Genomic DNA, 23,093 nt, shown 5'->3' with positions numbered 1-23,093 from the left:
TTAATCAGCTCCAACAATCGCCAAGAGATCACTCATTTTCTGCAGCATATAATCAGGGCGATGCTTTAACAGGGCTTCTTCTCCCTTAATAGACCAAGCAACACCTGCTGTTTTCGTCCCTGCCGCTTGACCAGATAAAATGTCGTGATAGTTATCGCCAACCATGATCGCCTCATGCGGATCACTGCCGAGCTTGGATAATGCCAGCTGAACTGGTTCTGGATCTGGCTTTTCATTTTGTACATCATCAAGTGTGACAATGACCTCAAAAAATGGCTCCAATCCAGTCAGCTTTAATCCCATTAAAACCGTATCACGTATTTTTGTTGTCACAATACCAAGCTTAAACCCTCGATCCTGAAGAATTTTCAACGTATCTAAAACCGTCTCGTACTCCGTCACAAGCAGGTCATGCTGTTCATGATTAAACGTTCGATACATCTGAATCATGTCATCTGTCAGATTCGGATCCATTGCAGAGAATGTATCGAATAATGATGGACCAATGAAATGAAGGATATCCTCACGGCTGTATTGACCAGGGTAATAATGATCAAGCGTATGCTGAAATGAAGCAATAATTAATTCATTTGTATTGATTAATGTGCCATCTAAATCAAATAGCACTGTGTTAATAGTTGATTGGTTCATATAGCTTCCTTTCTAACAGCTGCATGTTCCCGCCTCCGCCAAATATAGCTGATGGCAGCTGTCAATAAAATAGCAGAAATAAGGCGAATAAGAAGAAGCGGCCATACTGGAATACCTAATGGAATGAAAATGAGTGTATCTTCAACCACCGCATGACACGCCACAAGGAAAATGAAAGCAAGCGTTAAATCCTTTTTGCTGACACCGTCCTCTTCCACTGCCTTCATCATGACGCCTGCCCCGTAGGCAAGACCAATGGTTAAACCAGCCACCATCGTCATAGACGTATTTTCTTTCATTCCAAGCATTCTCGTAAAAGGAGACAGCCACTTAGACAGCGTATGGAGCCACCCTAAGTCTCTCATGAATTGAATGATGATCATGAGAGGAATGACAATACAAGCCAGCTGCAGCACACCAAGAACAGCTTTCTGTAAAGCAAGAAGTACGATCATATACCAGCTAGAAGGCACATCAGCCGACTGAGCAGCTGTCAGCAAACCATATTGCGCCGGCTCCTCGCCTCCCTGCCAAACGAGATGAATGACAACTGCTGACACGACGGCAAGACTGATTCTGACTAGCAAAATGACAGACACCCGCAGCCCAACCTTCGCCGCCACTGTTGATTCGATGATCAAGTTGTGACAAAAAGAGAGCATGACCGCTAAAATGAACACTTCCTTCACCGGCAGCTCTAATGTCAAGATGGCTGCAATACCCGCATACAAGTTCAGCATATTTCCTAAAACAAGCGGAATGGCCGCTTCCCCTGAAAGACCAAACAGACCCATAAATGGACGGATGAATTGTATCATCCAATCCATCACAGGTGTATGCTGCAAGATACTAACGAGAATGGTAACCGGAAAAATGACTTTTCCAAGTGTCCAAGTTGTCGATAACCCTGCTTTCAAGCCGTTTTTCCATGTCTCCCTCATCTTTTATCCCCCTTGCTTAATTTGATGAGTTGTTCTCTTTATACGGTATAGATGCATATCCTTTGATTCTTCTAAACACAATCAACAAGATAGCCACTGCAAATATAGCAATTGAAATCATCTGTGCAATTCGAAGGTGCTCAGTCAGCATTAAGCTGTCTGTTCTCATTCCTTCAATGAAGAAACGACCGATTGAATACCAGATTAAATAAGACAAGAACATTTCGCCTCGACGCAATGATGTTCTACGTAATAAGATTAATATCAAAACGCCTGCGATATTCCATAATGATTCATATAAGAACGTAGGGTGATAGTAGGTCCCGTCAATATACATCTGATTAATAATAAACTCAGGCAGGTGCAAATTTTCTAAAAAGGCTCTTGAAACAGCCTCACCATGCGCTTCCTGATTAATAAAGTTCCCCCAGCGCCCGATGGCTTGCCCTAGTAAAATACTAGGCGCTGCGACATCGGCGATTTTCCAAAAGGACACCTTCCTCACTTTAGTAAAGACAATCGCTGTCAGCACCGCCCCTATCAGTCCACCATGTATGGCAATTCCGCCATTCCAAATCTTGATGATTTCATTTGGGTGCTGCTGATAATAATCCCATTCAAAGGATACATAATAAATTCGTGCACAAATAATGGCGATAGGAATGGCAAATAAGATGAGATCAATAAACATATCTTTATTGATGCCTCTTTTTTCACACTCCCTTAATGCGAGCCAGAGTCCAAGCAGCGCTCCGACCCCAATAATCACACCATACCAATGAACCGAAATAGGTCCGAGCTGAAAAGCAATCGGATCAATTGGTTGAATTGCTTCATTCATATAAACAGCTCCTATTCATCCTGGCCATTGTCTTCAATGACATCGGCAAGTTTACTTGTAAATTGTTCCGCTGCATTATGTCCCATTCGTTTCAATCTGAAGTTCATAGCAGCTACCTCGATGATGACCGCTAAATTTCGTCCCGGACGTACAGGGATGGTCAGCTTTGGTACATCTGTATCGATGATTCGCATTTTTTCTTCCTCAAGTCCTAAACGGTCATACTGTTTGCCTTGTTCCCAAAGCTCAAGGTTCATAACAATCGTAATTCTCTTATAGCTTCTGACAGCGCCCGCTCCAAATAAGGTCATCACATTAATAATGCCTAATCCACGGATTTCTAGAAGGTGCTCAATCAGCTCTGGTGCGCTTCCAACTAACGTATCCTGATCCTCTTGCCTGATTTCCACGCAATCGTCTGCAACCAGCCTGTGTCCTCTCTTCACTAATTCTAAAGCCGTTTCACTTTTACCTACACCACTTTTTCCAATTAACAGCACACCTACACCATATACATCTACGAGTACGCCATGAATCGCAGTCGTTGGTGCAAGCTTGCTTTCTAAGAAGTTCGTTAATCGACTCGAAAGTCTTGTCGTCTTTAAGCTTGAGCGTAAAACCGGCACTCCATTTTCGTTTGAAGCTTCGATCAATTCCTTTGGTACTTCACGATCTCGTGACAAAATGATGGCAGGGGTAATATCTGTACAAAGAGACATCATTCTCTGCTTTCGTTCGCGTTCTGGGAGCTGTTCAAAAAAAGAAAGCTCTGTCTTCCCTAAAAGTTGAACTCTTTCTTTTGGGTAATATGTAAAATATCCAGCCATTTCAATACCTGGTCTGGAAAGATCACTGATTGTAATGGGACGATTAATCCCTTCCTCCCCACTTACCAGTTCAAGATGAAATTGTTCCATTATGTCCTTCGTACGAACTTTCGGCACGCTTCTTCCTCCTTTTATCGCAGGCGTTTCAGAAATACAGCTCTATTTTATCACTTTCAATGATGAACCCAAAATAGTATTTTATCCTGATCCTGTTTCATCACATTTACTGGTATAGACAACTATACTTAAAAAAGGTAAACTGAATCTAACGACGAGAATAAGGGGGCACAATCATGAGCAGTTCTTTATTGCTCTCCAATATTCATATTGTGACAAAGACAGAAATCATTGAAAACGGTTTTGTCGGTTTACGCGATGGCAAGATCGACTATATTTCAACATCACCGCCGACAGGAAATTATGAAAAAGTATATATTTCCCGGGAAAACTTTTATTTACTCCCCGGAATGATTGATATTCACATCCATGGGGGATATGGTGCAGATATGATGGATGCGACACCAGAAGCCATGAATACACTTGCTGATCACTTACCCGCAGAAGGAACGACAAGCTTTTTAGCAACAACCATTACACAAAATCATCAAGAGATTGAGCAAGCACTTAAAAATGTCGCACAGTGGAGACCCTATAATGAAAAGCAGGCTGGAAGTCAGGCACAATGTTTAGGCATTCATCTAGAAGGTCCTTTTATTTCTAAAGATAAAGCTGGTGCGCAGCCAGCTCAATGGATTACACAGGCTAACCTTCCTCTTTTTGAGAAATGGCTGAGTGCATCTGATCAGCTGATTCGAATTGTCACTTTTGCACCTGAGGAAGATACTGATTTTGCATTTCTTTCCTTACTAAAAGAAAAAAATATCATTCCTTCTATTGGACATACAAATGCTCATCATGACATGATTGAACTAGCAGCAAAGCACGGTGCGCGTCATGTCACGCATCTTTATAATGCAATGAGTTCATTTCAGCATCGTGAGCCCAATGTTGCAGGAGCTGCACTTACAAACGAAAAGCTTTTGACTGAGCTGATTACAGATGGCATTCATTCACATCCTCTTTCCGTAAAGCTTGCGTATTTGGCAAAGGGAAGTGAACGTTTGATCATGATTACAGACTCAATGCGTGCAAAAGGACTTGGAGAGGGGACCTACGAATTTGGCGGGCAGACTGTGACAGTCGGCGGTGAAAAAGCATTGCTGGCAGATGGAACACTTGCAGGATCGATTTTACAAATGAAAGATGGGGTCAAACGTATGAGACAGATCACACAATGTGGATGGACAGAAATTGCTCAAATGACCTCAACAAATGCAGCCACTCAGCTCGGGATCGATCATCAGCTCGGTTCGATCGAAGTTGGAAAACTGGCAGACTTGGTCATTTGGGATGAAGCTGGCGAACTCATGATGACGATCTGCCATGGACAAATCGTTTATGAAAAAAAGGAGGCCACACACTGATGAACATCATCGAATTTGCAGATAAAGATCAATTAGGAAAAGCAGCTGCTGCTTTCATTGCACGTACCATTAAATCAAAAACAGATGCGGTTCTCGGTCTGGCAACTGGCGGTACACCAATTGACACTTATAAAGAGTTAATTCAGTTGCATCAAACAGAACAATTGTCTTTCAAACAAGCAAGAACAGTGAATCTGGATGAGTACGTGGGAATTGATCCAAATCATGAAAATAGTTATATGACTTACATGAAGTGTCATTTATTTGACCATATTGATCTCCCATCAGATCAATATTTCCTCCCCAATGGTGCTGCTTCTCACTTGGAAGAAGAGTGCTTAAGGTATGATCAGCTCATTGAAGATATAGGGGGCATTGATCTTCAGCTACTTGGTATCGGACAAAATGGACATATCGGGTTTAATGAACCTGGTACTCCCTTTGACTCAAAGACGCATGTCGTCCAATTAGATGAACACACTCGCCAAGCCAATGCAAGGTACTTTTCTTCTATTGATGAGGTGCCTACACATGCCATTACAATGGGAATTGCAAGCATTCTTTCAAGCAAAAAAATTCTCCTTCTCGCATCAGGAAAATCAAAAGCGGACGTGATACAATATTTAGAACGAACAGAGATTCACCCAGACTTCCCTGCATCTGCTCTAAAACTTCATGAAGATGTGACGATTTTTATTGATCGAGAAGCTGGTTCACTACGCTAAACACGAGAGGATTTTCACATGTTTATTGATAAGCAGTCACCTATCCCCATGTACCATCAGATTATGGAGAACTTGAAAAAGCAGATTGAGGATGGAACGTTAGCACCTGATACACTCATTCCTTCTGAAAGAGAATATGCCGAACGCTTTGGTATTAGCCGAATGACTGTCAGACAAGCCTTATCGAACCTTGTGAACGAAGGATATTTATACCGGCAAAAAGGAAAAGGAACATTTGTTAGCCGAAAGAAGTTTGAACAACCGCTTCAGGGCTTAACAAGCTTTACAGAAGATATGCGTCAACGTGGGTTCAACGCTTCAAGTCAGTTGATTGATTTCAAAAAAGTCGCATGCCCAGAGCATTTGCTGCAATCATTACAGCTGTCGAACAGTGAAGATGTCTATGAATTAAAACGAATCCGCCGTGCAAACGATGAACCAATGGCTATTGAAACGAGTTATATACCTGAAAAATTTGCTGGCGAGCTCACAAAGGACCATTTAACTGGATCTTTATATGAATATATAGAAACGAACACAGGTCTAACCATTGCCCATGCCAAGCAGGAGCTTGAAGCCAATGTTGCTTCAAAGGAAGAAGCTGACCTGCTGTCTATTTCATTAGGGGACCCTGTCCTCTCCATTGTAAGAACAACTTATTTTCAAAATGATCTTCCATTCGAGTATGTCATGTCCGTTTATAGAGGGGATCGATACAAACTCACTCACACAATGGAAAGATAAAACTGTGCTCATGAAAGCACAGTTTTTTTATTTCCTAAGAAATGTTGATTGATCATCATTTTTTGTATGAATTTTCCATATAGGCGAAATCGCTTTCCCTTCGAAACGGTCTTTTGCGACAGTGTACCAATAATATTCTTGATTTGACTTTAACCCTTTCCATTCAAAGGTTGCTTTTTTACCACTTTTCACACCTTTGACTTCTCCAAGAAGAACGTTTGTGTAGACATTCAATTCAAAATAATTGGTTTTAACGGATTTCATTTTTGGTGTTAAATCGACATCAATTGAAAATTCATCTTGATCTCCATACGTTTTTGGATCATAAAAATGTTCTTGATTCAAGTAAGGTGAGTATGTGGTGAAATGAAGTTTATTTTTTTCTTGATCTGCAGTGATCAGCCGCATAAAACCTTGACCGCCTTCAGGACCTGACTGGTAATCTGCAAGGATTTGATATACTTTTCTGTCCACTTTTCCATCATGATCATCGTCAATCTCATCTACTTTTCGACTGGCTCCGTGGTAGTGGCCACTAAATACTGCGACAATATTCGGGTGACGCTTTACCACTTGATGGAAGATCAAATCTCCAATTGGGCTTCGATTGCCGCTCACTAACAAATACTCATGGAAATTTAAAATGACAATTCGATCTGGATGTTCAGAAATGACTCGATTTAACCAGTCAATCTCATTTTGCTTGATCCCCCAGCCCATATACACCATCATATAATCATTGCCACCAGCAGAGATAAGATCATAATGACCTCGATTGTTTTGATAGGATTCACCGTAATACGGCTTGTCTTCAAAGCGTTTCGCTCCAAAGTATCTCCCATATTCCCTATAATGGCCGTCTTTGTGTCTGACATCATGATTACCAGCTAATACACCGTAAGGAATCTGATGCTGATCTAACACACGCATAAATGTATCGGCACGATTCCATTGCTTATCCTTTGAATCATCCACAATATCACCTGTATGGAACACATATTGAATATTTAATGGGTCCCTTTGATCTCTGATCCACTCGACCATTTTTTTGAAAATATGAGGATAACTTCTGGCATAATATTGAGTATCAGACATCCACACCATCTTATAAGGCTTTAACGTCTTACTGATCTCATCTTGTACAAGCAAATCAAACGTTTGATTTTTCATATACTGTCTGACTGACAGCAACCCTTTCAGGTAAAATTCCTTTTCATCCTTGGCAAAGTGATGAGTGATTTTATCCCACTTTTCTTGCTGATGATTCCAAGCATACATCGTTACCTTTCTCCCTGATAATGAGCTTCCTTTCCATACAGCCTCGACAACATCCTTTTCACGTACATCGTGATGAACCTTGATTTGAAAGCGATGATAAGGAAAATGCTGTAGATCTTTCGTTTCCACTGATTTACCATCAGCAAATGCAATTCGATTTCTTTCTCGATCAGAAAAAATCATTTCCCTTGTTTCATTTAAATGTTTTGGCGGCTCTGTTTCCGCTGCATATTTGAAAATCTTCATGGACGGATGCAGCGATGTATATTGATAGGCACGGTAAAAGGAGTAATCTAACTGATCATTAGTAGGATCATTGGTTAGCACTGTTTGCTTAGATGATTCCTTTTTTGTCCTATCTGACACTCTCTCTGGCGTTTCAGGGTGTTCATGTACCGTCTTAAAAACCTTTTTCAAAGTTGATTTGTTTCCAGCGGCATCTTTTGCTTTTATCTTCAATGTGTGCTCCCCAGGTTCTAATTCGCTAGAGGACGTTTGATAAGGCAAAGAGATGGGTTTTCCATCTAAATATGCCTTCATCTCCGCTATATCACTCCAACGATCCGTCACCTTTGCCTTTAACGTAAAGACGCCTTTATATTGGTCATTTGCCTGTATATTACTCTTGATTTTCGGACCCGTGTTATCGACTTTCACACGTACAGATTGAGATTCGTCTGCGGTTTTAGCCTGAACAACATGTACTCCTTCTTTCAGCCTTCTTGTATCCCACTGAATATAGCTTGAAGCATATGCTTGCTTCGGGATTTGAAACTGAAATGCTCTTACCTTCTTAGCGCTGCCACCGTCGCCCATTTTCCATTCCTCATGCTGGCTCGCATTTAGAGGCAGAATTTGAGTTCCATTCGATAAAATCATCTGGACATTTTTCAATTCAAAATCATCGTGATTTTCTCCAGGAAATCGGTCAAACGGCGATGACTTCGTCCCAGCATGGAATGATATCGTTTGTGGACCTGCCTTTTCTAAGTGTTTTTCTGGTATTGGTATTGTATAGGTGCGATACACTTTTGTCGAATCATCAAAAATGGAAAGTAAGTGCTTACCTATAGATACACCATTCTTAAAATATAAATTTGTCCCTTTGACATCAAATGCAAGATATGGATCTGCTTCAAGTGCAGGGAATACTTGTCGAATCGGTTTTCCATCTATCATTAATTGTATGCTTTTTTTCTGATCTGCTGTTGCTTTTAAGTTAAATACGCCAGAAACCGTATCTCCTTCTTCTACATTCAATCGAAGGCCGTGAGCTTTGCTTACTTGTTCCACATCAATTGTTTTTTTCATTGTCATTGCTTGATTTTCGCCGTCTGACGCTTCAATCTGATATTCCAATCGTTCTTTACCGATGAGCTCAGGTGAATAAATAATATGGTGAAACAGCCGATCATTATGATCCTTTTGAAGCAGCACCTCTTTAAAATCTTCATGACGATTGGTTCGATATCGCAATTTGACCGTTTTGACGGACTGATCATCCTGCACATCTGCTCTCATTTCAATGCCTTCAGTTGGTTTTATCGGTTGATTGTCTGTCATATCTTCGATCACAGGTTTATGAACATCTTGTGATATTTCTTTTTTTTCAGTTGGAACTTGTGCTTTTAACACTTTTCCGGGTGTCGGCTCTTCCTCCACTTTCGAGATCAGCTTCATTTGTGTCGTTCCATCCATTGGATACTTGAACAGTAACGATCTGTGCTCGCTAAACAATGAAGACTTTAAACGATAGGATGCCGACGATACCTCTTCTCCTATATTTGTTGTGATAGAAACAAGGCGGGATTTAGAATTGGACAATCCTTTACTCTCAATGACCGATAGATGCTCGCCCTCTTTTAAATGGCTTTTGTACATCGCATTAAAATCCGCTACTGTTAAATGCTCCTGTCCTTTTTTTCTAAGCCAAAATACGTACGGTTTTCCAGGAGAAATGGTGATCGGACTTGTGTGGAATGAATATATATCATCCATCTCCACGCCTTGCGCTGGATTGCGATAGCGAAGCTGATAATGTCGAAGTGAAATGGGTGCATGTGTTGTGTTATACACCTCGATGAATTCAAAAGCATCCTTGCCTTTGCGGTTTTTTGAATTCACCACGATTTCTGTCATCAATAGCTCAGGGATTTGTGAGAGATCCTCTTCAAATCCGTTTAAGTGAACAGCTTGTTCGGTTGTTTTGATGACAGACTTCTGCGTCAGGAATTCTGTATAGTAATGAACTGTTGGATTCCACAATTGATCTGTCGGGATTTTCGCTGTAAATTCTGGTTTCATCCCCGGCAATCGTTCCATTGGGATCAATCGATATCCCAGTTCATCACTCTGTTTATAGTACAAGTTTGCAGACAAAATTTGCTCTGACTGACTAATAGATGCCTGAAATTGAAGATCACGGTTTTTTCCTTGAACCGGACGGACATCTACTTGAAATTGATCAAAGATAAAAGGTGAAAAGGGCTTATTTCGTATGTTCACTTGTGTTTGTGTCAAAGATCCTGCTGAAGCAGGCTGACTGAAACAAAAAAGAATGCTCAAAAAAAGCAAAAGAATGATTTGTCTGCTCACATTCACCATCGTGCACCGCCTCCCTTCGGATATTGTGTCTCCTGAAGACGGTTTTTATGACAGATGGAACGGGGAAACGATATAAATTCACACAAAAAAACCGTTAGCTTTTTTTCGCTAACGGTTCCACGATTCCTTTCTGTATGAGCAGATGGAAAATGGATAAAATGACAGCCATCCAAATGGCCGTTCCAAACCCATCAATGTTAAAACTATCTCCCATAAAGCTTGAGGTCATCATCAGTGTGATGGCATTAATGACAAAGAGGAACAATCCTAGTGAAAGTACTGTCACTGGCAGCGTTAAAATGATCAAAAACGGCTTCACTAAAATATTGAGCAAGGACAAAATAATACTTGCTACAATCGCTGCGCCAAAGCCTTCAATATACACACTACCGAGGCCTGGCAGAATGCCTGAATCAAAATATCCAGCAATGACGATTAAAAGTAATGCATTGACGAAAATACTAACGATCCATCTAAGCATTTAGTTAGTGCCTTCTTCCGGAACAACAAAATACCAGATGAAGTAGATCAAGAATATCGGCATAAATGCTGTCATAAATCCGATGATCACCGTTAAAATACGAAGCAGGGATGCATCGACACTTAAGTATTCAGCAAGTCCACCGACAACACCCGCTATTTTTTTATCTGTCGCTGAACGATAAAGCTTCTTCATGTAGAATCACTCCTTGTCTGATTGGTGCTTTACTTGGATTGAGCCTGTTTTTGTTTCTGCAAAAATGGATATATTGTGCTCCGCCTGTTGATTGGCTTTGATCATTTTCTCTTTTTGCAGCGTTTCATTTTTCTCTTTAATCATATTTGCATCAAGCAGCTCATGAGAGATCGATCCGAGATTGCTTTTCAGCTCCGCAGTCACTGCACAAGCACGCGGAATCTGAACGTCCACACTGCCTGTTGTCGTTTTTGCATAGATCGAACGGCATTTCTCATCTGACAGCTGAACAGCAATGTTCCCATTGAAGCTCTGTGCATCAATTGATTCACTTTTCCCACGCAGGTCAATGAGCCCATTAATGGTTTCTACTTCAATCATACCACACTCGTGATCAGCCAGTTTGATTTGCCCATTTGCTGTTTCAATTCCGACTTTTTCTGCTTGTAAAGAGGCAAAAGAGACGACGCCATTTGTTGTTTTTGCAGCCAGTTCTTTTGTCTTTAGCTTTTCCCCGCGAATCGGTCCATTAAACAGTTTGACTTTGATCTTATCGTATTGGATACGTGGTACATACAGGGTGACATTGACCTTCATGGTCTTCTTTTCAGTTCGGATAAAAAATTTGTCCCCTTCAAGCCCGCAATCCAGATGTTGAAGAAATTGCTGTCTGGCCTGCTCTCCATCCTCTGCACGGTAAATTTTCGCATGACACTCTGCCCGAACATCCCCATCATCCCAAGGCATCAAATTGAGACTGCCGTTTGCCAATTGAATATCTAAATGAGATAGTGCAGCGTCTTTGAATTGAAAAATGTGTTCAACGTCAACGGACTGTCCAAAGTTCAAATCAAGATCGACATCTTTGACCTTTTTCACCGCCGAATCTAACCATCCAAACAGCTTTGCACCGAGGTTTTCAGTACCAGTTCCTTTATTCTCTGTGCCAGCTTTTTCTTCATGAAAGGTATGATCAGCCGTTGATTTTTCTAGTGAAATGGACTGATTTTCTTCTAGTTTTTCAAGCAGCGTAATCGCTTCTTTTGCAGATAATGTCCCGTCTTCTACTAATTTTAAAATGCGTTCTTTTTCATTCATACAAAGCCCTCCTACGATTTAATGGATTGAAGCACTTTAATACCTTGAATGATATTCCAAATGACAGAGATCAAAAAGCCAATGGCGACTAAAAAGGACAAGATAAGTACGGTGAACACTGGAACGAGTGAGTCGCTTGCCTGTGTCGTCAATAAAAAGGGGATAGCTCCAAAAACCAGCAGCACACACGCTGCGACTGGCAAAACATGTGACCACAATGCACGCAGCGAATGCCGTTTCGTTTCCTTTTGATCCACTACAAAATATGCCACGATCGGCACAATAAACGGCATGAAAAATACACTAAAATAACAAATAGATGCAATGATCGACTGATCTCTGTTCATATATATTCGCTCCTTCATGATGAAAATTCCTTTCTAACTCATACGTTTATGGCGTATAAAAAGTTTCAAACTCATTCGATTTACATATGACCTTAGACACAAATTATTTCTTTTTGCACCTAAGTGTAGATTCTTTATGGATTACCCTTTAAAATATGTTGAAAAGATGGTGATTATCATTATAGGGGGTAATTATTTTGACAGATCATCATAATGCTAACCACACGGCACAAACGCTTTTAGACCTTATACAGAAACAGAAAAGCATGAACAGCGATATGATCAAGGAGCTAGAGGCCATTCATCCGTCTCATCCGAAGTATGGTGATATCCGTTATTTAAAAGTACTGCTCGATAGTAGCAGCACTCATATTTTAAAGGATTTAACGCACCTCAGTAACTTAATGCCAAAGGAAGATGTGCAATAAAAGGAAAACCCCTCTTTCCGAGGGGTTTTTCTTTATGAGGATGTCACACTTTCTGTTTCTTTGACTAACTGTTTCATTCGCTCACGATCACGCTCTAAAATCGGTTTTAAGTATCGACCGGTGTAAGAAGCTTCTTCTTTAGCAATGTGTTCAGGTGTTCCTGAAGCAATAATCGTTCCTCCACCAGCACCGCCTTCTGGTCCTAGATCAACAAGGTAATCGGCTGCCTTAATAATATCAAGGTTGTGCTCAATGACCAATACCGTATCCCCGTTTTCGACCAAGCGTTGGAGCACTTTTAACAACCTAGCAATATCATCCACATGAAGACCGGTTGTCGGTTCGTCTAAAATATACAAGGATCTTCCGTTTGAACGGCGGTGAAGCTCAGATGCCAATTTCACACGCTGCGCCTCTCCACCAGACAATGTCGTGGCAGGCTGCCCAAGTGTAATGTATCCTAATCCAACATCAAAGATCGTTTGCAGCTTCCGCTTAATTTTCGGGATATTCTCGAAAAATTGAAGTGCGTCCTCTACCGTCATTTCAAGCACATCGGAAATATTTTTCCCTTTATACGTGACCTCTAGCGTCTCGCGGTTATAACGTTTCCCGTGACACACTTCACAAGGCACATATACATCAGGTAAAAAGTGCATTTCAATTTTAATAATGCCATCTCCACGACACGCTTCGCAGCGTCCACCTTTCACGTTAAAGCTGAATCGCCCTTTTTTATAGCCTCGTACCTTCGCTTCATTGGTTTGCGCAAAAACATCCCGCACGTCATCAAATACACCTGTATACGTAGCAGGATTGGATCTTGGTGTACGGCCAATTGGAGATTGATCAATATCAATGACTTTGTCTAAGTGATCCATTCCTTTGATTTCTTTGTGCTGTCCTGGCTTCGCTTTTGCTCTGTGCAGTTTTTGGGCAAGGGATTTCAATAAAATTTCATTCACAAGTGTACTTTTCCCTGATCCTGATACACCCGTCACAGCGGTAAAGACACCTAAAGGAAACTTCGCATTCACGTTTTTAAGATTGTTTTCTTTTGCCCCTTTAATTTCAATGAATCGGCCGTCAGGCTTTCTTCTCTCAATCGGAAGCGGGATGAATTTCTCACCAGATAAATATTGTCCAGTCAACGATTTTGGGTCTTTCATGACTTCTTCTGGCGTTCCAGCTGAAATCACTTCTCCTCCATGAACCCCTGCTCCTGGTCCAATATCAATGAGATAATCAGCGGCAAGCATCGTATCTTCATCATGTTCTACGACAATCAGTGTGTTTCCGATATCACGCATGTTTTTCAATGTCCCAATCAACCGGTCATTATCCCGTTGATGCAGACCAATCGATGGTTCATCTAAAATATAAAGAACGCCTGTCAGTCTTGATCCGATTTGTGTCGCCAAACGAATCCGCTGCGCCTCCCCGCCTGATAATGTGCCAGCAGACCGGCTTAATGTCAGATAATCTAATCCGACATTATTTAAGAAGGATAAGCGCTCTTTGATTTCACGTAAAATGAGCTGGGCAATCTGCAAATCTTTCTCAGACAACTCAATTTTCTTATAGAAATCAAGGGCATCAGATACAGACAAATCGGTCATTTCTCCGATATGTTTGCCATTGATGAGAACCGCAAGCGTTTCTTTTTTCAGGCGATATCCTTTACAGGTCGGGCATGGCTGATTGGCCATATATTTTTCCATTTGCTCCCGAATATAATCGGAGCTCGTTTCCTTGTAACGCCGTTCAATGTTACGAAGCACACCTTCAAACTCGATTTCATTTTCACGGACCTGGCCAAAATCATTTTCATATTTAAAATAAATCAGCTCAGAGCCGCTGCCATATAAAATTTTATCAAATAAATGCGTCGGGATATCTTTTACTGGAATATCCATGTCAATTCCATAGTGTGTACATACGGCCTCAAGAAGCTGCGGGTAATATTGTGAGCTTTGAGGCTCCCATGGGGCAATGGCATGCTGCCGTAAAGTCAAATCCTTATTCGGAATCACAAGCTCTGGATCTACTTCTAGTTTAGAACCAAGCCCATCACAGCTTGGGCAGGCACCGAAAGGGCTATTAAACGAGAACATTCTTGGCTCAAGTTCCCCAATAGAGAATCCGCAGTGCGGACAAGCATGATGCTCACTAAATAACAGCTCCTCTTGTCCAATCACATCAATCATCACACGACCTTCACCAAGTCGGAGTGCCGTTTCAAGAGAATCAGACAACCGTGCCGCCACGCCTTCTTTCACGACAATTCGATCAATCACCACTTCAATGGAATGCTTTTTATTCTTTTCAAGCTCGATCTCTTCTGACAGGTCCTCCATCTCGCCATCAACTCTGACTCGAACGTAGCCCTGCTTCCGAATTTGATCAAGTACTTTCACGTGAGTTCCCTTACGTCCAGATACGACCGGAGCAAGCACTTGTAGTTTCGTTCGTTCTGGATACTCTAAAATGCGGTCTGTCATTTGCTCAATCGTCTGTGATGTAATTTCGATCCCATGAATAGGACAAATCGGTTTTCCGACTCGAGCATATAATAGACGCAAGTAATCATAAATTTCTGTAACAGTCCCAACGGTTGATCGAGGGTTCCTGCTTGTCGTTTTCTGGTCAATACTAATCGCTGGAGAAAGCCCTTCAATCGCATCTACATCTGGTTTGTCCATTTGACCGAGAAATTGACGTGCATAGGCTGACAGTGATTCAACATACCTGCGCTGACCTTCTGCATAAATGGTATCGAAGGCAAGCGACGATTTTCCCGAACCAGATAAACCCGTAATGACCACTAGCTGATCGCGCGGGATATTGACATCAATATTTTTAAGGTTGTGGGCTCTTGCCCCTTTCACCTCTATTCGTTCCATAGCCATCTGGCATTCATCCTTCCGCTTTTAGCTCTAGCAATAGATCTCTTAATTCTGCTGCTTTTTCAAAATCAAGCGCTTTTGCTGCATCTTTCATTTCCATCTCGATGTTTTCGATCACTTTTTCTCGTTCTTTTTTGCTCATTTTTGACAACTTTGGTGCTGCTTTTGTTTCGTATTCTTCTGAATCCTCATGTACTTTTGTTGCCTTGATCACATCTCGAATCTTCTTATGGATCGTTTGCGGAGTGATACCAAATTTCTCATTATACGCTTCTTGCTGCTCACGTCTCCGCTTTGTTTCTTGTATGGCAATGTCCATTGATTTCGTCATATTGTCTGCATACATAATAACCCGGCCTTCTGCATTTCTTGCAGCACGGCCAATCGTCTGGATGAGGGATCTTTCTGAACGTAAAAAGCCTTCTTTATCCGCATCTAAAATCGCCACGAGCGACACCTCTGGAATATCCAAACCTTCTCGAAGAAGGTTGATCCCAACAAGCACATCATATTTTCCGAGACGTAAATCACGAATAATCTCAATCCGCTCTAGTGTCTTAATTTCTGAGTGCAGATAATTGACCTTGATTCCGATTTCTTTCAGATAATCTGTCAGATCCTCAGACATTTTCTTCGTTAAAGTCGTCACAAGCACACGCTCATTTTTCTCAACTCTTGCATGAATTTCCCCAATTAAGTCATCGATTTGTCCTTCAATCGGACGAACTTCAATGATTGGATCAAGCAAACCGGTTGGACGAATAATTTGTTCCACGACCTCTGGCGTTTTATCAAGCTCGTATGGGCCCGGTGTTGCGGATACATGCACAATATGGTTAATGTGCTTTTCAAACTCATCAAATGTGAGTGGTCTATTATCAAGTGCTGACGGCAGACGGAATCCGTGATCAACAAGCACTTGTTTTCTTGCCTGGTCCCCATTGTACATGGCGCGAATTTGCGGGATGGTCACGTGTGACTCATCGACAACAATCATAAAATCATCCGGAAAATAATCAAGCAATGTGTAAGGTGTAGAACCAGGCGGACGTAAGGTGAGATGTCTTGAGTAGTTCTCAATCCCTGAACAAAAGCCCATCTCTCTCATCATCTCTAGGTCATACCTTGTCCGCTGCTCAAGACGCTGTGCTTCAAGCAATTTTCCGTTTTCACGAAGCTTTTCCAACTGTTCCTCAAGCTCTTTTTCAATATTAATAATCGCTTTTTCCATCTTTTCTTCTCTTGTGACGAAGTGAGATGCTGGGAAAATAGCAACGTGGTCACGATCACCGAGAATTTCTCCAGTGAGAGCATCTACTTCACGAATACGTTCAATTTCATCACCGAAAAACTCCACTCTGATACAATGCTCATCTCGTGAAGCAGGAAAAATTTCAACGACGTCTCCTCGAACTCTGAAGGTTCCGCGCTGAAAATCTATATCATTACGAGAATACTGAATATCCACCAGCTTACGAAGAAGCTGATTGCGTTCAATTTCCATTTCAGTTCGTAAAGACAGCACAAGCTCTCTGTATTCTTCAGGAGAACCTAAGCCATAAATACAGGACACACTGGCAATGATGATGACATCTCTCCGCTCAAATAATGAGGATGTGGCGGAGTGCCTTAGCTTATCGATCTCATCATTAATGCTGGCATCCTTTTCAATAAATGTATCAGTTTGAGGCACATACGCCTCAGGCTGGTAATAATCATAATAACTCACAAAATATTCAACAGCATTATTTGGAAAAAATTCCTTGAACTCGCTGTATAATTGTCCGGCAAGTGTCTTGTTATGCGCAATGACAAGGGTTGGTTTGTTCACTTCTTTGATCAGGTTGGATACAGTAAAGGTCTTTCCCGTACCTGTAGCACCTAACAGCGTTTGATGCTGTTTCCCCTGATGGATGCCCTCCACAAGCTTTTCAATGGCTTTTGGCTGATCCCCTTGGGGCTGATAGTTAGAAACTAATTCAAAGCGGTCACTCACATCAAAGCCTCCGTTTCGTTACGAAATCTATCTAATGAATATATTATCATAAAAGAACACAAAAATACGAACTAAAGTTCGGCTCTCACTTGATTTTTATTTCCAATACAACCATACCCTCTCTGCCGTGGCTCATAACCCTCTAAAGAAACCTTCCTTTCAGTATGGAACATTTTGGAGCGAGATATTCGATCAGCAGAAAAACCACAAAAAAGAAAGCTGCACTCACTAGAATCGTAAGCACAGCTCCTGCAATCAAAAACATTTTCTTTTCATCAAGAGGGATCACATCAATGATGTTTTTCAGCCTTCTCTCTTTTTTCGACTTCTTTCTTGGCCATAAACAATGCCCCGGCCACTAAAGAAATAATATCTAATCCTACGATAAAGTAGGTTTCTGTATAGCCTTTCATATACGAAGCAAATAAAAGCGCTGCTGTTAATGCAATGCCAACGTAATGATTATAAGTAACCTTTGAAAATAAAATAACGAGCAAGAAAGGAAAAACAAGTGCAAATATGGCTTTTGTAATCACAAAAACCCTCCCTCTACATGGTCTACTCCCTTGATTATAGTAAAGATTGGCATAATGAACAATTCACAGTTTTCAATTTCAGCTTTTTTCTTCTCGGTTGAAGACTTTTGATATAGATGAGGAGGAAAATTAGTGAAAACGTCCCCTTTCTAAAGATAGGTCTTTACGTCTTTGACAGTTACATCCAATAAATTCTATGATGAAAATGATAGTGCGCACTATCATTTTAAAAAACAAAAAGAGACAAATGAAACCATTGGCTATTTGGATAAGGGGGCATTCCCATGTATTCAGTATTATTTCATGCGGCTGAAGAATCCGCATCACTCGCAGGGGCAAAAGGCGTGAATTTAATTAAATTAAACAATCACGGACTGCCAGTTCCAGATGGATTTATTATTAAAACGAACAGCTTTGCAAGCTTTCTTTCATATCACAATTTCCATCCAACTGATCAAAATCTTGCCCGAAAAATCACAGAAGCTTCGTTTCCTTCACAAATGGAGACAGAATTACTTTCATCCTTTCAATCATTGTTGAAAACATATCCATCCGTTGCAGTGCGATCCTCTTCTGTTGCGGAAGATCTCGAAGGCGCCTCCTTTGCAGGTCAATACGAGACCTATTTAAATATCAAAACAAATGAAGAGTTCTTGCAAGCCGTCAAAGAATGTTGGTCGTCTTACTTCGCAGCAAGAGTCGCAGAATATAAGGAAGAAATGATTGAGAACGAGGAAGAGATGCCGCTCATGGCTGTTGTTGTACAAGGATTGATCCATTCTGACATCTCTGGTGTCATCTTTAGTGAGAATCCTGTATCAGGAAAAACAAACGAAGTCATGATGACTGCAAGCTATGGACTAGGAGAAGCCATCGTCTCCGGCCTTGTGACGCCAGATACATTTATTGTAAACAAAGAAACGTACTCTATTGAAAAATCACTAGGAACAAAAGAAGTGCAAATTGTCCCCTGTCAAGAGGGTGTCATTGAACAACCCGTAGGTGAAGAGATGGCTGGCCAATTTTGTCTTCGAGATGATCAATTGATCCAAATCACGAAAATGACAAAACAAGTAGAAGCCCTTTATGGACATGGAGTAGATATCGAATTCGGCATGTCAGATGGTACTTTTTATTTACTTCAAGCAAGACCGATTACTGCTTCTTTTTCCAATACAGCAAATGGCTCCTCAGGTGCAGCCTTTCAAATGAAACCTGAAGAGCTGCAAGACTTCTGGATCTCAATGGACGATCATATGCCTGGACCCACAAGTCCTCTTTTTTCAAGTTTGATCATACCTGCTTTAAAAAACGGGATGAAGAAAAACGGAGAGAAGTATCAAGTACCAGACCTTAACATTAAAGATATCAAGCTTTATAGAGGCCATTTGTATTCTTCACCGTCTATGCCAGAAGCGTCAGCTGAACCAGTTTTTGACGAGAGTCTATTCGAACTGTTTCCTCGTTTAAGCGAAAGAATGTATCACATTTTAGAGCAAGACTTGTTCCCATTATACGAAAAACTTGATCGGCAAATCACTCAACCGCTAACAATTGAGGAAGCCATTAATGGCTTTCAAGAATTAAAGGAGATTTATCTAAGAGCGTATGACGACCATTTTGATATTGTCATACCTCAAGTCATTCTATCAGCGATCATTGAAGACATGCTTGTCACATATACTGGGGATCAAACACAAGTCGTTCTGCTGCATGAAATGATGATAGGTGTGATGAACAAGTCTCTTGAAACAGATCAAAAACTATCTCACTTGGCAAAAGACGTTCTTCAAGATTCCGAGCTTCTTCAGGCATTTAAAGATCATTCAACGAATGCTGAACTATTATTTGCCCTCAATCACACAGATAAAGGAAAAAACTTCATTTCCGACGTAGAAGCTTTTCTCCAAGTCTATGGTTGGCGGTCTGTTAAAAGCCATGATTTCACAGAGGAAACATGGGTGGAAAATCCTGAATTTGTCTTGGACATCATTAGAAACAACATTCGGAACCAATCTGATTTTGATGAAGAATTTGCACAAGCCGTGATCAAAAGGCAAGAAACGTATGAACAGTTTATCAGTCAAGTGACAGATAAAGCGTTTAAAACAAAATTTGAGGAACTTTATCATTTTGCACTCCATGCAGCCAATATTCGAGATGATCATCACTTTTACATTGATGCCATGTTAGATGCAAAAGCGAGACTCTATCTCTTAAAAATTGGTGAACTTCTTGTTCAAAAAGGAGCGATCCCTCATCAAGAAGACCTTTGGTATCTTTACGATGATGAAGTACTCAATGCGCTCACAACTTCGACCACATACGATTCGATCATTCAGCAAAGAAAAATTGAAATGAAGGAAAATGAATCCATCCAACCACCAGCTTATACAGGAACGCCTTCTGAAGCTGAATTACAGCAAGTAGAAAGAATGCTCGGTTCGCTAAGGGAAAATGAAAACAACACAGACGATGCAATCTATGGAATTGGTGCATCTAGCGGCATTACTTCTGGAAGAGTCAGAGTCATTACATCTGCTGATGAATTTTCACAATTTGAAAAAGATGACATTTTAGTTTGTAAAACAACGACACCTTTATGGACCAGCTTATTTAGAGACGCAAAAGCAGTCATCACCGATTCTGGCGGCATTTTGTCCCATTCCGCTATTATCGCTAGAGAATATATGATACCGGCTGTCCTAGGTACACGGATCGCAACTGAAAAACTAAAATCCGGTGACCTCGTGACAGTAGATGGAGCCAATGGGCGTATCCAGTTATTAAATCAGCATTCACGGGCATAGTCGTCACTGTTTGAATCATATTGGCGGTCACAGATTTTATCGGTATACTTACTTTGTTGCAAACACATTCATAACCTGAGGTGAGTATGCTTGTTAAAATCAACAAATCAACGGATCATTCGCGCAACAATGGAATTATTGTCTGAAAAGGGCTATCAAAAAACAACGACAAAAGAAATTGCGACAAAAGCGAATGTAAGTGAAGCGACAATTTTTCGTAACTTTAAAAACAAACGCGGCGTGATTGCTGCCATTATGAAAATGAAATCAACACCGACCAAAACCCTTGAAGCAGAATTTAAAGACGATTTATACACCGATTTAAAATTTCTCGGTAGCTATTTCCTTGAAGATTTGACTTCAAAAAAAGAATTTATCTATATCAGCATGAGAGAACCCGCTATGTTTAAAGATTTAACAGACCATGAAAAAATTTATCCTCAAGAATTGAGAGACATGCTGATTCATTATTTCAAAAAAATGGGCGCTCAGCATCGTGTATTAGAAGGAAAAGAAGACATCTATGCAGATATATTTATTAGCACGTATTTTGGCTTTTTCATTCAACAGCTAGAGCAAGACATTCAGCTTGTTTTAACAAAAAAAGAAGACTTTATTGAGACATGCACACACATTTTCATGAGAGGAATTTCCCCCACTTAATTGGGTGAAATTCTTCTTTTTTACAAAGGTGGTAAACACATTGAATCTTAAAAAAGAGAACTTGATCATTTATTCTTTGCTGCTTGGAGCTATTTTAGTTCCAGTCAATTCAACCATGATCGCAGTCGCTCTATCATCTATATCAACTTATTACGATCAATCCATATCAAACATTACTTGGGTGGTCACGATTTATCTAATTGTCATGGCAGTCACTCAACCTATTGCGGGTAAGCTGGGAGATATATACGGCCACCGCAGCATGTATTTAGCTGGTGTGATACTCTTTTTGATTGGCTCCATTGGATGTGCTTTCGCACCTAATCTTGCTTTTCTTATTAGCTTCCGATCAATTCAAGCGGCAGGCGGAGCTATATTAACGCCGAACAGCATTGCTTTAATTCGTGCAACAGTATCACATGAAAAGCTTTCTAAAACTATGGGTTTTTTCGGTTTTGGAGCGGGAATTGGTGCCGCACTTGGACCTTTTATCGGCTCTATTCTCATTCAGAGCTTTGACTGGCATTCCATTTTCCTAGTGAATATACCATTTTTGATTCTCACACTTGTGACAGGCGTTTTTATGATTCCGAAGATGAAACATACACGTTTACAAGCCAATGTAGATATCATCGGTTCGTTATACTTAACAATCGGGATCGCCACACTCATTTTGTTTACTAAAAGCCAAGTATTAAACGAATACATGATCTATGGCGTTCTAGCGGTCATTTCCATTCCTTTATTTTTCAAACACGTACGGAAAGTTACAAATCCCATCATTGATTTGACATTATTTAAAAACAGTGCCTTTACGAACGCTAACCTTTCTATCATGCTTAGTAATTTTGTGATGTACGCGATTCTTCTCATTATGCCGCTGTTTATGGAGCAAAAACTCGCGCTTTCTCATACACAAAGCGGGATTTTCCTTTCGATCTTTTCACTCTGTATGTCTATTAGTGGATTACTCGGGGCAAAGCTCCATCCAATAAAAGGTGCCAAAAAAATGATTCGATTTTCATTTCTCTGTCTTACTTTATCCGGTGTTATGCTGATCACACTAAGCAGCTACCCAAATTTACCACTCCTTATCATCACATTAGTCGCTGGGGGATCTCATCAGGTATTGGCATGACTAGCATGCAGATGGCTTCTTTAACATCTGTTGATCAGAGTTTATCTGGTTCTGCATCTGGGATTTTTTCTACCTTTAGATATTTCGGAAGTATCATTTCATCTACTTTAATTGGTATATTAAGTGGTTTTCAATCTTTATTTATCGTATTAATGGGCGCAGGTATTCTTGGTTTCCTCCTCTCTCATCGTCTAAAAACGAAATCCACTTCTCATTCATCTGAACACTCTGCTTAACGACTCCCTTCGCTCTATTTAGGGCGGGGGAGCTATGATTATTTGTTACTGTAACCAATTATGAATACAATGATCAAACTGTGAAAATGATCTTTTACTCATGAAAAAATGTCATATGAATAAACGAAAAAGAAATTTCAGCTTTCATTTACCTCTACTTCCCC

The 23,093-nt window shown here is 40.7% G+C and carries 18 protein-coding genes and 1 pseudogene; 7 read left to right on the top strand and 12 right to left on the bottom strand.

The features are described 5' to 3' along the window. From ppaX to hprK, 4 genes are read right to left on the bottom strand one after another with little or no spacing between them, the layout of a single operon-like run. Positions 1 to 651 carry a pyrophosphatase PpaX gene (ppaX, locus tag KFQ09_RS12635; protein WP_060781456.1) on the bottom strand — a complete coding sequence of 217 codons (651 nt, stop codon included), beginning with the start codon at positions 649 to 651 and terminating at the stop codon, positions 1 to 3. Beyond that, on the bottom strand, positions 648 to 1,592 hold the full coding sequence (locus tag KFQ09_RS12630; protein WP_216942830.1) for a nucleoside recognition domain-containing protein: 945 nt from the start codon (positions 1,590 to 1,592) through the stop codon (positions 648 to 650). The genes ppaX and KFQ09_RS12630 overlap by 4 nt, the downstream gene beginning before the upstream one ends. Before the next feature lie 16 nt (positions 1,593 to 1,608). Continuing rightward, positions 1,609 to 2,433 (bottom strand): prolipoprotein diacylglyceryl transferase, encoded by an 825-nt coding sequence (gene lgt, locus KFQ09_RS12625; RefSeq protein WP_007500053.1) that lies wholly within the window; start codon positions 2,431 to 2,433, stop codon positions 1,609 to 1,611. An 11-nt stretch (positions 2,434 to 2,444) separates the two neighbouring features. Further along, complete coding sequence (hprK, locus tag KFQ09_RS12620) at positions 2,445 to 3,377, bottom strand: HPr(Ser) kinase/phosphatase (protein ID WP_003212943.1); 933 nt, start codon at positions 3,375 to 3,377, stop codon at positions 2,445 to 2,447. 176 nt (positions 3,378 to 3,553) lie between these two features. On the opposite strand from hprK, the gene nagA reads away from it, so the two are divergent. Genes nagA through KFQ09_RS12605 form a run of 3 tightly spaced genes read left to right on the top strand, consistent with a single transcriptional unit; the run spans position 3,554 to position 6,213 of the window. After that, a complete protein-coding gene (nagA, locus tag KFQ09_RS12615) occupies positions 3,554 to 4,744 on the top strand; it encodes an N-acetylglucosamine-6-phosphate deacetylase (RefSeq protein ID WP_060832682.1) in 1,191 nt (396 codons plus the stop codon). Continuing rightward, positions 4,744 to 5,469: a glucosamine-6-phosphate deaminase gene (gene nagB / locus KFQ09_RS12610; protein ID WP_255835717.1), complete on the top strand. Its 726-nt coding sequence runs from the start codon at positions 4,744 to 4,746 to the stop codon at positions 5,467 to 5,469. Before nagA ends, nagB begins: the two co-directional genes overlap by 1 nt. A gap of 18 nt (positions 5,470 to 5,487) precedes the next feature. Beyond that, positions 5,488 to 6,213, top strand: a complete 726-nt coding sequence (locus tag KFQ09_RS12605; RefSeq protein ID WP_129547908.1) for a GntR family transcriptional regulator — start codon at positions 5,488 to 5,490, stop codon at positions 6,211 to 6,213. Between the two features lie 27 nt (positions 6,214 to 6,240). Here KFQ09_RS12605 and KFQ09_RS12600 read toward each other — a convergent pair whose 3' ends face one another. From KFQ09_RS12600 to KFQ09_RS12580, 5 genes are all read right to left on the bottom strand, one after another. Continuing rightward, positions 6,241 to 10,095 carry a lamin tail domain-containing metallophosphoesterase family protein gene (locus KFQ09_RS12600; protein WP_255835716.1) on the bottom strand — a complete coding sequence of 1,285 codons (3,855 nt, stop codon included), beginning with the start codon at positions 10,093 to 10,095 and terminating at the stop codon, positions 6,241 to 6,243. A gap of 94 nt (positions 10,096 to 10,189) precedes the next feature. After that, positions 10,190 to 10,576, bottom strand: coding sequence for a phage holin family protein (locus KFQ09_RS12595; protein ID WP_007500042.1), 387 nt, complete (start codon positions 10,574 to 10,576; stop codon positions 10,190 to 10,192). Further along, positions 10,577 to 10,771, bottom strand: coding sequence for a PspC domain-containing protein (locus tag KFQ09_RS12590; RefSeq protein ID WP_008348183.1), 195 nt, complete (start codon positions 10,769 to 10,771; stop codon positions 10,577 to 10,579). It abuts the gene before it with no gap. Positions 10,772 to 10,777: 6 nt separating this feature from the next. Beyond that, complete coding sequence (locus KFQ09_RS12585; RefSeq protein WP_007500040.1) at positions 10,778 to 11,869, bottom strand: DUF4097 family beta strand repeat-containing protein; 1,092 nt, start codon at positions 11,867 to 11,869, stop codon at positions 10,778 to 10,780. Between the two features lie 11 nt (positions 11,870 to 11,880). Further along, positions 11,881 to 12,216 carry a hypothetical protein gene (locus KFQ09_RS12580; protein ID WP_008348186.1) on the bottom strand — a complete coding sequence of 112 codons (336 nt, stop codon included), beginning with the start codon at positions 12,214 to 12,216 and terminating at the stop codon, positions 11,881 to 11,883. A 197-nt stretch (positions 12,217 to 12,413) separates the two neighbouring features. Here KFQ09_RS12580 and KFQ09_RS12575 point away from each other — a divergent pair, with 197 nt between their 5' ends. Then, on the top strand, positions 12,414 to 12,644 hold the full coding sequence (locus tag KFQ09_RS12575) for a hypothetical protein (protein ID WP_008348188.1): 231 nt from the start codon (positions 12,414 to 12,416) through the stop codon (positions 12,642 to 12,644). A gap of 32 nt (positions 12,645 to 12,676) precedes the next feature. Here KFQ09_RS12575 and uvrA read toward each other — a convergent pair whose 3' ends face one another. The 3 genes from uvrA to KFQ09_RS12560 form a co-directional block, all read right to left on the bottom strand. Continuing rightward, positions 12,677 to 15,553, bottom strand: a complete 2,877-nt coding sequence (uvrA, locus tag KFQ09_RS12570; RefSeq protein ID WP_050826647.1) for an excinuclease ABC subunit UvrA — start codon at positions 15,551 to 15,553, stop codon at positions 12,677 to 12,679. A gap of 7 nt (positions 15,554 to 15,560) precedes the next feature. After that, positions 15,561 to 17,546 (bottom strand): excinuclease ABC subunit UvrB, encoded by a 1,986-nt coding sequence (uvrB, locus tag KFQ09_RS12565; RefSeq protein ID WP_113746940.1) that lies wholly within the window; start codon positions 17,544 to 17,546, stop codon positions 15,561 to 15,563. Positions 17,547 to 17,836: 290 nt separating this feature from the next. Further along, positions 17,837 to 18,082, bottom strand: a complete 246-nt coding sequence (locus tag KFQ09_RS12560) for a CsbA family protein (RefSeq protein WP_008348197.1) — start codon at positions 18,080 to 18,082, stop codon at positions 17,837 to 17,839. A gap of 284 nt (positions 18,083 to 18,366) precedes the next feature. Between KFQ09_RS12560 and KFQ09_RS12555 the strand changes: the two genes are divergently transcribed. The 3 genes and pseudogenes from KFQ09_RS12555 (at position 18,367) to KFQ09_RS12545 (ending at position 22,929) form a co-directional block, all read left to right on the top strand. After that, a complete protein-coding gene (locus tag KFQ09_RS12555) occupies positions 18,367 to 20,892 on the top strand; it encodes a PEP/pyruvate-binding domain-containing protein (protein WP_255835715.1) in 2,526 nt (841 codons plus the stop codon). Between the two features lie 90 nt (positions 20,893 to 20,982). Next, entirely contained in the window at positions 20,983 to 21,555 is a 573-nt protein-coding gene (locus KFQ09_RS12550) for a TetR/AcrR family transcriptional regulator (RefSeq protein ID WP_025208046.1), read from the top strand. A 40-nt stretch (positions 21,556 to 21,595) separates the two neighbouring features. Beyond that, positions 21,596 to 22,929: pseudogene (locus KFQ09_RS12545) on the top strand (MFS transporter). The last annotated feature ends 164 nt before the right edge of the window (positions 22,930 to 23,093 follow it).

Source organism: Bacillus sp. FS02 (genome assembly GCF_024398395.1).
GTDB classification, from domain to species: Bacteria; Bacillota; Bacilli; order Bacillales; family Bacillaceae; genus Bacillus; species Bacillus altitudinis.
This window is presented reverse-complemented; position numbering and strand designations above follow the sequence as displayed.

Excerpts from the sequence above, each read along its gene's own strand:
- KFQ09_RS12600 (WP_255835716.1), bottom strand. The coding sequence starts at position 10,095 with ATGGTGAATGTGAGCAGACAAATCATTCTTTTGCTTTTTTTGAGCATT.
- lgt (WP_007500053.1), bottom strand. The coding sequence starts at position 2,433 with ATGAATGAAGCAATTCAACCAATTGATCCGATTGCTTTTCAGCTCGGA.
- uvrA (WP_050826647.1), bottom strand. The coding sequence starts at position 15,553 with ATGGCTATGGAACGAATAGAGGTGAAAGGGGCAAGAGCCCACAACCTT.
- KFQ09_RS12585 (WP_007500040.1), bottom strand. The coding sequence starts at position 11,869 with ATGAATGAAAAAGAACGCATTTTAAAATTAGTAGAAGACGGGACATTA.
- KFQ09_RS12595 (WP_007500042.1), bottom strand. The coding sequence starts at position 10,576 with ATGCTTAGATGGATCGTTAGTATTTTCGTCAATGCATTACTTTTAATC.
- nagB (WP_255835717.1), top strand. The coding sequence starts at position 4,744 with ATGAACATCATCGAATTTGCAGATAAAGATCAATTAGGAAAAGCAGCT.
- nagA (WP_060832682.1), top strand. The coding sequence starts at position 3,554 with ATGAGCAGTTCTTTATTGCTCTCCAATATTCATATTGTGACAAAGACA.
- ppaX (WP_060781456.1), bottom strand. The coding sequence starts at position 651 with ATGAACCAATCAACTATTAACACAGTGCTATTTGATTTAGATGGCACA.
- KFQ09_RS12590 (WP_008348183.1), bottom strand. The coding sequence starts at position 10,771 with ATGAAGAAGCTTTATCGTTCAGCGACAGATAAAAAAATAGCGGGTGTT.
- KFQ09_RS12605 (WP_129547908.1), top strand. The coding sequence starts at position 5,488 with ATGTTTATTGATAAGCAGTCACCTATCCCCATGTACCATCAGATTATG.
- KFQ09_RS12555 (WP_255835715.1), top strand. The coding sequence starts at position 18,367 with ATGTATTCAGTATTATTTCATGCGGCTGAAGAATCCGCATCACTCGCA.
- KFQ09_RS12580 (WP_008348186.1), bottom strand. The coding sequence starts at position 12,216 with ATGAACAGAGATCAGTCGATCATTGCATCTATTTGTTATTTTAGTGTA.
- KFQ09_RS12630 (WP_216942830.1), bottom strand. The coding sequence starts at position 1,592 with ATGAGGGAGACATGGAAAAACGGCTTGAAAGCAGGGTTATCGACAACT.